General features: G+C 70.3%; 11 protein-coding genes and 1 pseudogene. 8 read left to right on the top strand and 4 right to left on the bottom strand.

The window, feature by feature from the left end; translation table 11 throughout:
• Nucleotides 1–5 precede the first annotated feature (5 nt).
• Nucleotides 6–878: an ABC transporter permease gene (locus OHA30_RS32615; RefSeq protein ID WP_328917465.1), complete on the bottom strand. Its 873-nt coding sequence runs from the start codon at nucleotides 876–878 to the stop codon at nucleotides 6–8.
• Nucleotides 875–1,873 (bottom strand): sugar phosphate isomerase/epimerase family protein, encoded by a 999-nt coding sequence (locus OHA30_RS32610; RefSeq protein WP_328917464.1) that lies wholly within the window; start codon nucleotides 1,871–1,873, stop codon nucleotides 875–877. Before OHA30_RS32610 ends, OHA30_RS32615 begins: the two co-directional genes overlap by 4 nt.
• A gap of 243 nt (nucleotides 1,874–2,116) precedes the next feature.
• On the opposite strand from OHA30_RS32610, the gene OHA30_RS32605 reads away from it, so the two are divergent.
• The 3 genes from OHA30_RS32605 to OHA30_RS32595 all read left to right on the top strand — a co-directional run bounded on the left by OHA30_RS32605 (nucleotide 2,117) and on the right by OHA30_RS32595 (nucleotide 5,154).
• On the top strand, nucleotides 2,117–2,794 hold the full coding sequence (locus OHA30_RS32605) for a FadR/GntR family transcriptional regulator (RefSeq protein ID WP_328917463.1): 678 nt from the start codon (nucleotides 2,117–2,119) through the stop codon (nucleotides 2,792–2,794).
• A gap of 59 nt (nucleotides 2,795–2,853) precedes the next feature.
• Nucleotides 2,854–4,083: an amidohydrolase gene (locus OHA30_RS32600; protein ID WP_328917462.1), complete on the top strand. Its 1,230-nt coding sequence runs from the start codon at nucleotides 2,854–2,856 to the stop codon at nucleotides 4,081–4,083.
• Between the two features lie 231 nt (nucleotides 4,084–4,314).
• Complete coding sequence (locus tag OHA30_RS32595; RefSeq protein ID WP_328917461.1) at nucleotides 4,315–5,154, top strand: SAM-dependent methyltransferase; 840 nt, start codon at nucleotides 4,315–4,317, stop codon at nucleotides 5,152–5,154.
• Nucleotides 5,155–5,212: 58 nt separating this feature from the next.
• On the opposite strand, the gene OHA30_RS32590 is transcribed toward OHA30_RS32595, so the two are convergent.
• Nucleotides 5,213–6,130, bottom strand: a complete 918-nt coding sequence (locus OHA30_RS32590) for a helix-turn-helix domain-containing protein (RefSeq protein ID WP_328917460.1) — start codon at nucleotides 6,128–6,130, stop codon at nucleotides 5,213–5,215.
• A gap of 100 nt (nucleotides 6,131–6,230) precedes the next feature.
• On the bottom strand, nucleotides 6,231–6,488 hold the full coding sequence (locus OHA30_RS32585) for a DUF397 domain-containing protein (protein ID WP_328917459.1): 258 nt from the start codon (nucleotides 6,486–6,488) through the stop codon (nucleotides 6,231–6,233).
• Nucleotides 6,489–6,520: 32 nt separating this feature from the next.
• Between OHA30_RS32585 and OHA30_RS32575 the strand changes: the two are divergent.
• The 5 genes and pseudogenes from OHA30_RS32575 to OHA30_RS32555 all read left to right on the top strand — a co-directional run bounded on the left by OHA30_RS32575 (nucleotide 6,521) and on the right by OHA30_RS32555 (nucleotide 12,548).
• Nucleotides 6,521–7,989, top strand: a pseudogene (locus tag OHA30_RS32575) (IS3 family transposase).
• Between the two features lie 752 nt (nucleotides 7,990–8,741).
• Nucleotides 8,742–8,915 (top strand): hypothetical protein, encoded by a 174-nt coding sequence (locus tag OHA30_RS32570; protein ID WP_328917458.1) that lies wholly within the window; start codon nucleotides 8,742–8,744, stop codon nucleotides 8,913–8,915.
• 327 nt (nucleotides 8,916–9,242) lie between these two features.
• A complete protein-coding gene (locus OHA30_RS32565) occupies nucleotides 9,243–9,881 on the top strand; it encodes a helix-turn-helix transcriptional regulator (protein WP_328917457.1) in 639 nt (212 codons plus the stop codon).
• Nucleotides 9,882–10,049: 168 nt separating this feature from the next.
• Entirely contained in the window at nucleotides 10,050–10,235 is a 186-nt protein-coding gene (locus OHA30_RS32560) for a DUF6126 family protein (protein ID WP_405784896.1), read from the top strand.
• 207 nt (nucleotides 10,236–10,442) lie between these two features.
• Nucleotides 10,443–12,548, top strand: a complete 2,106-nt coding sequence (locus tag OHA30_RS32555) for an alpha-glucuronidase (RefSeq protein ID WP_328917456.1) — start codon at nucleotides 10,443–10,445, stop codon at nucleotides 12,546–12,548.
• Nucleotide 12,549 lies beyond the last annotated feature (1 nt).

Genomic DNA, 12,549 nt, shown 5'->3' with positions numbered 1-12,549 from the left:
TCTCGTCAGTCGGCCACGATGTACTCGCCGCGGGGGTCGAGAATCTCGCGAGTCCGGTCCGCGACGACGGTGGTCAGGGTTACGGCGATCAGCAGGACGAGGCCGGGACATGCGGCGACCCACCACTGGCCGGTCAGGAAGAACTGCTGGCCGTCGGTGATCATCGAGCCCAGTTCGGCGGTCGGCGGCTGGGCGCCCATGCCCAGGAAGCCCAGCGCCGCGAGCGCGAGGACCGAGGCGCCGAAGACGGCCGCCATCTGGAGCACGATGGTGGAGACCAGGTGCGGGAAGATGTGCACGAACAGCGTCCGGCGCTGGGTGGCGCCGATCGCCCTGGTCGACTTGACGAAGTCCATGGCGGAGATCCGCATGACCTCGCTGCGCAGGGTGCGCATGTACCAGGGGAACGAGTGGATCGACAGACCGATCACGACCGCGGGTATGCCGGGCTTGAGGGCCATCACGACCGCCATCGCGAGCATGATCGAGGGAAAGCAGAGGATCGAGTTGGTGAGCCAGGTCAGGACCGTGTCGACATAGCCGCCCAGTGCTCCGGCGAGCAGACCCGTGACGCAGCCGAGGACCGCTCCGGCCACGGCCACCACGAGGCCGGCGCCGAGCGAGGCCCGCGCTCCGACCATGACCCGGGCGAGCATGTCCCGGCCCAGGTTGTCGGTCCCGAGCGGGTGGTGGGCGGACGGCGGCGAGAGCTGCTGGGCCAGGTCGACCGCGTTGGAGTTGTGCGGCCAGAGGAACGGGCCGAAGATCACGACCAGGGCGAGGAGTCCGAGCCCGCTGAGGGCGAACACCAGGACCTTGTCGTTTCCCGAGACCCTGCGGCGCAGTGCGCGCGGTCTGGCTGAGGCGATGCTTGTCACGGCTGCTCTCCAGAAATCGTGGCCAGTACGGAACGCACATGGGCGATGCTGCGCCGCAGTTCGGCGCGGCGTCCGGCGGCATCGGTGCGGGAGAAGGGGGCGGCGCGGGGGGTGGAGCCTTCCTCGGACGGGGAGTCGGCGGGCCCGGCGTCCCGCGCCTCGGCCGCCGCCTGTTCGCACCGCACGGCGGACCGGACCAGGTCGGCCAGCTCCCGCGGGCGCACCTGGGGCTCCGCGTCGAACCAGCCGTCCTGGAAGATCCCGGCGTCGAACTGGCCGCGGTGCTGCTCGAAGACGAGGTGCCGGGCGGGCGCGTCGTGGACGAGGGTGCGCAGGATCGCGGTCCAGTCGAGCACTCCGTCGCCGCAGGCCCGCAGCTCGCGGCGCAGACCCGCGGCGGCGAAGTACAGGGCGACGTCCTCCAGATGGGTCTGGTGGACATACGGCGCCAGCCGCCGGGTCACCTCGACCGGGTCCTCGGCGCGTACGACGAGGTTCGCCACGTCGAGGCCGATCCCGAAGACATCGGTACCGGCGGTCTCGACCAGCCGGACCACCTCGGCCGAGGAAAGGTCCTCGTGCGTCTTCACATTGAGCCGGCATCCGCGCTCCAGCAGCACCGGGCGCAGCGCGGCCAGCGTCCGCTGGATCTCCCGCAGTTGCTCGCCGTGCGAAGGTGACGCGCCCTGCCGCCGCGTCCGGGTGTAGCCGAAGAACCGGTCGCAGCCCAGGGCGACGGCGGCGTCGATCTGCGCGGTGAGTTCGGCGACGCGCTCGGCGGTGTCACCGTCCGGGCCCAGGCAGCCCACTCCGATCTCGATGAACAGGCCGCGTTCTTCCGCGGCCCGCCGGGCCGCGCCCAGTTCGGCCCGGTCGAGCGACGGGCTGACCGAGCGCGCGGTCGTGAAGAGCACACCGCTCAGGCCCAGTTCGCCGGCCAGGTCGAAAGCAGCGGGCCAGTCGCCCTCGTCGATCCCCTGCGCCGGGCCGCACATGGCCCCGAGACGCGTGGTGCGACTGGGGCGTGAGGTGCGGTCAGAAGTTGCGATCGGATCGGTTCGAGCAGAGGTGATACGCGAGGACGTCGTCGTCATGTAATCTGATTATCAGACGTCTGATGTTTCTGGATAGGGGTCTTGGTGGACTTTCCACACGCCTTACGAACCGAGCACCATGGCGCCACCGTCGTCGCCGGACCGGCGAAGACGCTGCTGACCACCAGGAAGGTGGGTAATCACGTGCCCCGAGTCAACCGCGTCTCCGCAGTGCAGGTGGCCATCGAGGAGATCCGCACCCAGATCCGCGAAGGGCACTGGGTGCCGGGTGACCGGCTGCCGTCCGAGGCGGAACTCACGCAGAGCATGGGGATCAGCCGCGCCCCTCTGCGCGAGGCCACCCGCGCGCTCGTCTACGCCGGTCTGCTCTCGGTACGGCAGGGGGACGGCACCTACGTGGTCGCGGTCGACGAGTCGGCCGTGGCGCTCAACCGCAAGCTCATGGACAGCAAGACACGTGACGTACTCGAAGTGCGGCGGGGCCTGGACACGGCCGCGGTCCAACTCGCCGCCGTACGGCGCACCAACGACGACCTCGCGGAGATGGAGGACATACTGCGGCGGCGGCGCGACGCCGCCTCCAAGGGCGACCAGGTGACGTTCGTCGACGCGGACGTCTCCTTCCATCTGGCCGTGGCCAAGGCCGCTCGCAACGCGCTGCTGCTCGACCTCTACGAAGGGCTCTCGCTGGCCATCCGGGAGTCCCTGAACACGATCCAGTCCCTCGAACACGCCGTCGGCGAGGGGGGCGACGACCACGAAGCCCTCTTCGACGCGATCAGGTCGGGGGACCAGGCGCACGCCACCGAGATCGCCCTGTCGATCATCGCCGGGCAGGAGCAGCAGTGCGCGCTCAAATGACCCGGCCCGCCGGACCGCACGACAGTCCGGCCCCGTTACCGCCGCATCCCGGGAGAATCATGAACAGCCCGATATTGATCACCGCCGTACGTCCCTGGGCGGGTGAACCGGTCGACATCCTCGTCGAGGACGGCCTCATCGCGAAGGTCCTGCCGGCCGGCGGCACTCCGCCGGAGGCCGGGACGGACGTCGTCGACGGCCGCGGACGTATCGCCCTGCCCTCCTTCACCGACGCGCACGCCCACCTCGACTCCACCCGGCTCGGCCTGCCGTTCCGCCCGCACTCCGCCGGCCCCGGCATCGAGGGCCTGATCGAGAACGACCGGTCCAGCTGGCGCTCCGCCGAGGCGAGCGTCAGCGAGCGGGCCACCCACACCCTCGGCCTGACCATCGCCTCGGGCGCCACGGCGGTCCGCAGCCACGCCCAGGTGGACACCCTGGCCGGCCTCGACCGCCTCAACGGCGTGCTCGCCGCGCGCGAAGCGCACCGGGAGCGGGCGACGGTCCAGGTCGTCGCCTTCCCGCAGGCCGGCATCATCCGCGACCGGGGCACCGCCGATCTGCTGGCGGCCGCGCTCTCCAGCGGCGCGGACCTGGTGGGCGGCATCGACCCCTGCGGCCTCGAACGCGACCCCGTCGAGCACCTGGACATCATCTTCGGGCTGGCCGAACGCCACCAGGTCGGCCTCGACCTCCACCTCCACGAGCCGGGCGAGCTCGGGGCCTTCACGCTCGGCCTCATCTTCGAGCGGGTGCGCGCCCTGGCCATGAGCGGCCGGGTGACGATCTCGCACGCCTTCGCGCTCGCCACGTCGGCGCCCGCCCGCGTCGAGGAACTGGTCGCCGAACTGGCGGAGCTCGACATCGCCCTCACCACGATCGCCCCGAGCGGCCAGCGCACCCTGCCGCTCGACCTGCTGGCCCGCCACCAGGTACGGGTCGGTCTGGGCCAGGACGGCATGCGGGACTACTGGTCCCCGTTCGGCGACGGTGACATGCTCGGCCGCACCTGGCAGCTCGCGTTCACCAACCAGCTGCGGCGCGACGACCTCATCGAGCGCTGTGTCGCGCTGGCCACCGTGGGCGGCCGTGGCGTCATGGCGGGCGCCGGGGCCGGCGCCGACTGGACGGCCGCGTCCCACGGGCCGCGCGGCCTGGCACCGGGTGACCCCGCCGACCTCGTCCTGCTCTCCGGGGAGACCGTGACCAGCGCCGTGATGGACCGGCCGCGGGACCGCGTCGTCGTCCACCGGGGCAGGGTCGTCGCCGAGGACGGCGTGCTGGTCTGAGCCTGCCGCGCCGCCGCGTGGCCGCGCCGGGACCGTCCCCGCGGGGACGCCGGCCGCGGCCACGCGGCGGCGGGTGGCGCCTGGCCGAGTACCTGCGGACAGGACAAGTTCCGTCGGGCAGGCAGTATGCCGCCTGCAAGTGCATAAGGTGCTGTGAGCGAGATGCACCGCTACAGGCTCAGCTCCGGTCTCCCCCCAGGAGGCCGGACGCACGATCGATGGGGGCAATGCGTGAGCGAGGACTTACCACAAGCTGAAAACGGCTCCAAGGCCGCCGAGCGCCTGCGACAGGATCTGCCGCACAGCGCGCGAATGTACGACTACTACCTCGGCGGGAACACCAACTACGAAGTCGACCGCGAGGCGGCCGAAGCGGTCATCCGCCGTTTCCCGGCCATCCGGACGGTCGCCCGCGTCAACCGCGCCTTTGTGCACCGGTCGGCGCGTCACCTGGCACGGCACAAGGGCGTCCGCCAGTTCCTCGACATCGGGACCGGCATTCCCACCGCGCCCAATCTGCACGAGGTGGTCCAGGCAGAGATACCGGACGCCCGGATCACCTACGTGGACAACGATCCCATCGTGCTGGTCTACGCCGACAGTCTGCTGCGCGGTTCCCCCGAGGGAGCCACCGGCTATGTCGAGGCCGATGTACGGGACCCCGCGCGCCTGATGGAGGCGGTACGGCGGGAGGGCTGCCTGGACCTGACACAACCGGTCGGGCTGAGCCTGAACGCGGTCCTGCACTTCGTACCGGACGACCGGCACCCCTACGACACGGTCCGCACACTCGTCGAGGAGCTCGCTCCGGGGTCGTATCTGACGATCTCGCACTGCACCCCGGACTTCGACCCGGGCGCCTGGGCGGGGATCGTCGACATCTACGCCAAGGGCGGCACACCGGTCCAGGTGCGCAGCCGGGACGAGGTGCGGGACTTCTTCGTGGGTCTGGAACTGCTGGAACCCGGTGTGGTGGTCGCCCACCAGTGGCATCCGGAGCCCGCCGGCGGACCGAGCCTGATCTCGGACGCCGAGGCCTCGCTGTACGCAGGGGTGGCGCGCAAGATCTGACCGCCGACGCCTGACCGTTCTGTCGGCGGCGCCGGTGGCGCCGCCGACAGAACAACGCTCAGCCGCTGTACTTCATGGCGTAGTCCTTGAGCCTCGTCAGGCATGCCGAGGGCTTCATGGAGGCCACCAGCAGGCGGTCGAAGCCCATGGCGTAGCCGTCGACCTCGTCGCGGTCGTGCTGGTACATCCCGCCGCTGCGGTGTTCGACGTAGACGATCGCGGGAAGCTGGTCCGCCTCGAAGTCGAAGATGGTCGTGGTCCCGATCTGCACGGGGATGTTCATCCCGCTGTAGGGGGCCAGCCGGAAGGTGATCCGCTCGTGTTCGGCGAGGTCTATCAGGTGCTGGATCTGATCGCGCATCACCTGCCGGGTGCCGTAGCCGCGCGACAGGGTGACCTCGTCCAGCACGCACATCAGCTCCGTGTCGGACTCCTCCATGAAGCGCCGCGCCCGCTCGGCCCGCAGTTCGGTGATGCGGTCGATCTGCCGGCCGTTGTCCGTCTGCGACGAGTTCGCCCGGACCAGGGCCCGGGTGTAGTCGGTGGTCTGCAACAGGCCGAGCAACTGGGCGCTCTCATAGGACCTGATCCGCTGGGCCACGTCCTCCAGGCTCACATACGTCTGGAGTTCCTTGGGGGTGACATCCCGCCATGCCTCCCACCAGCCCTTCTCATTGGCCTGGCGGGACAGGAGCAGCAGCCGCTCGCGCTCGGCGGGAACCACGACCTTGTAGACGTCGAGCAGGCTCAGGACGTCGCGCTCCTTGAAGTCGTGCTCCCCGCTTTCGAGTCGGCTGATCTTGGACGCCGAGCAGCCGCCGATCTGCTGCGCCACCTCTCTTTCCGTCAGGCCGAGCGCCTCGCGATGTTTTCGCAGGGTGGCACCGAACATCATCCGCTGAGCGGTCGGCGCCCGGCCGGACAGGGAGTGGACGTTGCGGGCTCCACGCGGGACACGAACGGGCTGTGCGGGCATGGGCGGGATGCTCCTTCGCTCCTGGCGGACTCGTTGTTGAGTCCTCCGCACATCCTGCCCCAGTCATATGAAAGTGGAAGTTGCCTACGCGCCTGGCCGGTTAGGGACGGCCAGTCAACCGCCCGTCGGCCACGGCCGCAACGAAAGCCCGGACCTCGTTACGGTTGAAGGTCAGAACCGCCCCCTCCGGGTCCTTCGAGTCGCGGAAACCGATCACTTCCTGACCGAAATTGCCCACTTCCACGCAGGCACTCTGGTGGTTGCTGTAGCTGCTTTTCCGCCAGACGACGGTTAAGCCGCTGTTGCCGGGTGCCCTCTCTGTCAAAGTAGATCGAGTCGGGCATACTGGATGATTCATTGAGTCGAGGGCGGAGAAGGAGTAGTGCCCGGGTGGCCAGCACGAATGACCACGGGACCCCTGATCCGCAGGTGGAAGCCCGCTCGACCGGCCCGCGCCGGTATACCGCGGAGTACAAGGCGAGGATCCTCGCCTTGTACGAGACGTTGGACAAGAAGGGCAAAGGTGCCCTGCTGCGGCGGGAGGGCCTGTACTCGTCGTTGATCACAACGTGGCGGCAGCAGCGGGACAAGGGCGCCCTGGACGCGCTCGCCGCGCCGGCCGGACGGCCGAAGGCGGACCCGCGGGACAGGGAGATCGCGAAGCTGAAGGCGGAGAGGGACCGGCTGGAGGCCGATCTCGCCAAGGCCCGCACCGTGATCGAGGTTCAGGGAAAACTCTCCGCGCTGCTCGACCAGTTCGCCACGGACAGCGCCCCGAACCAGAACGGCGAGAAGGACCAGTGACCGGGGCCGACCCCGCGGCCGGGTTCGACGCTGCCCGCTACCAGGCCCTCGAAGAGCTCACCGGGCTGGTCGGACGCGTCCAGGCATGCGCCGCGCTCGGCGTGAGCCGGGCCACCTACTACCGCCACCACCGCCAGAGCCCCGCCCCGGCCAGGCCGCGGCAAAAACGACGCCGGCACCCCCGCGCGCTCACCCCGGAGGAGGAGATACGGGTCCTCGACGTGCTCCACTGCCCGGAGTTCGCCGACATGGCGCCCGCCGAGATCTACGCCATCCTTCTGGACCGGGGTGTCTACCTGTGCTCGGAGTCGACGATGTATCGGCTCCTGCGACGCCGTGGCGAGGTCCGTGAACGCCGCCGCCAGGCCGTCCACCCGCCCCGGGCGGTGCCCGAGCTGATCGCCGAGGGCCCGAACCGGGTCTGGAGCTGGGACATCACGAAGCTGAAGGGGCCGGTCAAGGGCGTCTACTACTGCCTCTACACGATCATCGACATCTTCAGCCGCTACACGGTCGGCTGGATGATCGCCGACCGGGAGAACAAGGACCTCGCCGGGCGGTTCCTGTCCGAGACGATCGCCAAGTACGGCATCGGGCCAGGCCGGTTGACGATCCACTCGGACCGCGGGTCCCCGATGGTCGCGCAGAACGTCGCCCAGATGATGGCCGCTCTCGGCGTCACCAAGTCGCATTCGCGGCCGAAGACGTCGAACGACAACCCGTACAGCGAGAGCCAGTACAAGACCCTGAAATACCGGCACGACTTCCCGGACCGTTTCGGCTCCCTCGAGGACGCCCGGGCATGGTGCACCCATTTCTTCACCTGGTACAACGAGGAGCACCGGCACTCCGGGATCGGCCTGCACACCCCCTACGACATGCACTTCGGCCTCGCCGAGCAGCTCCGCGAGATGCGTGCCGACGTCCTCCAGGCGGTCTACGCGAAGCACCCCGAGCGCTTCGTCCGCAAGCCGCCGGAGCCGCCGAAACTCCCCGCAGCAGCCTGGATCAACAAGCCGGCACAAGACGGCCCACTGATCCCGGCACAGCGTTAGAACGATCTACCTGCCTTGATCGCTTTGACAGGTTCCGGTGCTCGCATCCCACGTTCCTCCTGGTCCTCACTGTGCCTCTGACCGGTCATGAGGGCTCTCCCTTGCCAACAGACGGATGATCAAGCCCGCCATCTGCAAATGCAGACGCGGCTTCCCCCTTGGATGATGACCCCCCGCCCACGACTTCATGCGTGACAGCGGATGTCCGGCCGCCACGGGTCGAAGCACCGGACGTCTGCAAATGCACGCCCTGGGGCAACCTTTTGTCTTGTCCAAGCGCCGGCGCGGTCGGGTGCGCGGGGGCGCACGGGCCGGAGTGCGGCGCGCCGGGCGCACAGGAACGCACGGTATGTGACACCGGGTCGGTCACCAGCGGCGATTCCATGACGCGGCGGGACAAGGGCCCCTACTACAGGAACCTTTGAGCGCGCGACGCTCGGAAAAGGTATCGGCAGAGTTATGCCGAGCGTCAGCGACGCTATGCCCGAACGGGCGAAACAAGGGGTGGTGTGAGGCAGGCTAGGGTCTGAAACAGATGGGGCGGCAAGGGACCGAGCCACAGACCCGATGCCCGCTGCACCCGTGTGTTCGACTCAATCGCAAGACCCTGGCCCCCAAGGTTGGCGCCACGGTGCCAGGGCCCTGCGTATCTCCACGACGTGAAGGGAACCCCTGTGACGACTTCCCCCAGCCGCAGCAACGGCAAACGTAAAAGGCGCCGCCGTGCGTCCGAGATTAACAGGCACACGCAAATGCGGGTGTGGAGGGCCTGGGGCGTCAACGCCTGTGTGACGGTCCCGGTGTACGGCTCGGTGACCCTCCATGTGCCGCAACTGCCGCCCGGCCCGGTGGCGCTGCTGATGGCGCTGGCGGGCTCCGCCGTCGCCACCTGGATGAACGTCCACGGCGGCGCGGACCGCAGCTGAACCGTCGCGGCCGCGGATCGCCGATCCGCGGCCGCCCCGTCCTCCGCCACCGTCCGGCGGACGCGGCGACGCAACGGCAGGAAGCATCCGCCGCGGGTGACGAAACCTCTGTCCCCGTGTCCCCGCATCCCCACGTCTCCGCATCCCCGTGTCACCGCACCGGCCGCCCGCACTTCGAGAAGGTACGAACCCTTGTCAGTGACCCTCGCCTGTCAGAACTGCGGCATCTCCCTCCCGCCGCGAACGAGCACGTCCGGCCGCCCGCCGGACTACTGCAGCACGTCGTGCCGTCAGACGGCCTACCGCAAACGGCGCAGGGCGGAACCCGTGAGCGCCGACAACGGGGCCGCCATGGCGGCCGCCGTACGGGACATGGCCGAGGACGTCGTCGAAGAGGCACGGCACTTACTGCGCCTGCTCAACCGGCCCGACGCCCCTCTGCTCGACCCGGTCGAGCAGGCGGTCAACCTCAGCCGATCGATAGAGGCCCTGACGGCGGGTCTGGTCGGCCGGGCCCGGCTGGGACGTGTGCCCTGGGCGGCCCTGGGGCCCGCCCTCGCCATGCAGCCCGACACCGCGCGGCGCTCCTACCGCGCCGAGACCGTCAGCCGGCGCATCCACCACGCCTCGCGTCACACGCTCCACCGGCAGCAGCAGCCGGCGGTGCCGGCCACGTCCTGCCCGGCCGGCCGGCACCGTTCGCGTCTGGCCCCGGTCCTCGCCCGCCTCCACCGCGCGTCCCAGATGCCGCTGCGGGCGCTGGCGGCGCGCCTGGGCATCTCCCCTTCGTACGCCTCGCAGATCCTGTCCGGCGAGCGCTTCCCCAACTGGTGGCTCACCGAGGAGCTGGCCAAGGCGTGCGGCGCCGATCCGCTGGTGCTGCGCAAGGTGTGGGAGGACGAGAAGCTGCGGGAGGACCAGCCGCCCGGCTCCCCCACCCGCCCCCTCGACGCGGACCCGACGTGACGTGACACGTCCCCGCCTCGCCGGCCGCTCGAACGTGTACGGCGTCCGCACGGCCGCACCCCGAGGCAATTGAAGAAGTTCGCAATTCCTTAATTGCCGTATGATGCAGTGGTCGCGGCCGCCCGACCGGCGGCGCGGCGCCGTGCGGGACAGACGAGGGGAGCGCAAGTGACCAGGGCCGCCGAGGACGAACCCGTCGAGACGCCCGCACCGGCGGAGACATACATCGGAGGCGGCACCGAGCGCTGGAAGGGCCGCGGGGTCGCGCTGCGGGTGTTCGTCTACGTCGTCGTGGGCCACCTGCTGGCCGGTTTCCTGTGGCTCCTGTTCTACATCGGCAGCCACTCGCACTGATCCCGGCGCCCGGGCCTTCACGGAATACCGCCCGGCGTGAATTCCCTTTTCTCCCCGCCACCACCCCGCGGTCGAAACTTTTCGAAGGCCAACGGCCTTGCACCAGGGGCGACCTCGGCGTTTCCTTTTCTCCGCGCATTCTGTAGATTCCCTGCCGGGCCGACGCGCCGACGGCCGGAGTGCGAGCGAGACGGGAATTGCCTGACTATGGACGCACAAACCGGAATACACGCGGCCTGGCTGCCACCGGAGGCTTTCCGGGCGCTCGGCTCCCGCCGGGTGCTGGTGCACGGCGCCGGACCGCTCGCCGACACGGTGTACGAGGAGGCGGCACAGGCCTGCGCCGCGTACGGCGGCCGAGCGGACCGCGTCCCCGCAGCGGGCCCCACGACCGGACCGGCACCCTTCCCCGAGGCCGCGGAACCGTACGACCTGGTCTTCGCCCTCTCCTCGGCCCAGCCCGCCTCCCCCGAGGCCTCAGCCGTCCTGGCCGACCACCGCGCGGCCCAGGACGCCGAGCCGATCGGCGACGAGGGCTTTCTGCTCGCCCGCCGCTCCGCCGTCACCGTGGTGCTCGCGGACCGGCCGGCCGGGCTGCTCCACGGCCTCTTCCACGTGATCCGGCTCGGCGAGGCGGCGTTCGGCGGCGACCGACCCGCCGAGGCGCACCGCCCGGCCCTGCGCACCCGGATGCTGGACCACTGGGACAACCTCGACGTCCACCCGGTGATGGGCGCCGTCGAACGCGGCTACTCCGGCGGGTCGATCTTCTGGCGGGACGGCGGCCCGCGCGGCGATCTGCCCCGGGTCCGGGCGTACGCACGGCTCCTCGCGGCGAGCGGGATCAACGCGGTCGCGGTCAACAACGTCAATGTGCACGCCGCCGAGTCCCACCTGCTGACCGACCGGCTCCCGGACGTCGCCGCCCTCGCGGACGTCTTCCGCCCCTACGGGATACGGCTGCACCTGTCCGTCGGCTTCGCCTCGCCGGTCGTCCTCGACGGGCTGCCGACCGCCGATCCGCTGGACGCGGACGTACGGGCCTGGTGGGCGCGGACCACCGCCGAGGTCTACCGGACGATCCCGGACTTCGGCGGCTATGTGGTCAAGGCCGACTCGGAGGGCCAACCGGGCCCGTTCACCTACGGGCGCAGCCACGCCGACGGCGCCAACATGCTCGCGCGGGCACTCGCGCCCTTCGGCGGCGAAGTCCACTGGCGCGCCTTCGTCTACAACCACCGGCAGGACTGGCAGGACCGGTCCACCGACCGGGCCCGCGCCGCCCACGACCACTTCGCGCCGCTGGACGGGGAGTTCGACCCGAATGTCGTGCTCCAGGTCAAGCACGGTCCGATGGACTTCCAGACGCGCGAGCCCGTGTCCCCGGTGATCGCCGCGATGCCGAACACCCGGCTGGCGGTGGAGCTCCAGGTGACGCAGGAGTACACCGGCCAGCAGCAGCACGTGTGTTACCTGGGCCCGATGTGGAGCGAGGTGCTGGGGTTCCGGCCGTGGGGGCCCCGGGGGCGGACGGTGGCGTCGCTGGCCGCAGACCCCGCGTCCGGCGGCGGCATGGTCGCGGTCTCCAATGTCGGCGACGACCCGTACTGGACCGGCCATCCGCTCGCGCAGGCCAATCTCTACGCCTTCGGCCGGCTCGCGTGGGCGCCGCGGGCCGATCCGCTCGCCGTCCTGGACGAGTGGATCGATCTGACCTTCGTGCCGCTGGTGTCCGGCGACCCCGGGCCGCTGCGTCGCGCCCTGCACGCCGTGATGGACGACTCGTGGCGCACGTACGAGCGCTACACCGCGCCGCTCGGCGTCGGCTTCATGGTCCGCCCGGGCCACCACTACGGCCCCGACGTGGACGGATACGAGTACACGCCGTGGGGCACGTACCACCGCGCCGACCGGGACGGCGTGGGCGTGGACCGGACCCGGGCGACGGGCACGGGGTTCAGCGGGCAGTACCCGGCGCCGTGGTCGGAGGTCTACGAGTCGGTGCGGGAGTGCCCGGACGAGCTGCTGCTGTTCTTCCACCACGTCCCGTACGGGCATGTGCTGGCCTCCGGGGCCACGGTCGTCCAGCACATCTACGACACGCACTTCGCGGGCGTCGCGGAGGTCGAGCGGGCACGGTCGACGTGGGCGGAGCTGGCGGGGACCGGGCTGGTCGACGCCGGGCTGCACACCCGGGTGCGGGAGCGGCTCGACGAGCAGCTGCGGTGCGCGCGGGAGTGGCGCGACCAGGTCAACGCGTACTTCCTGCGCAAGTCGGGGGTGCCGGACGCCCATGGGCGCCTGATCCCGTAAC

The organism is Streptomyces sp. NBC_00223 (assembly GCF_036199905.1).
Classification (GTDB): domain Bacteria; phylum Actinomycetota; class Actinomycetes; order Streptomycetales; family Streptomycetaceae; genus Actinacidiphila.
The sequence above is the reverse complement of the archived record's forward strand: the minus strand, read 5'-3'. Positions and strand labels throughout refer to the sequence as shown.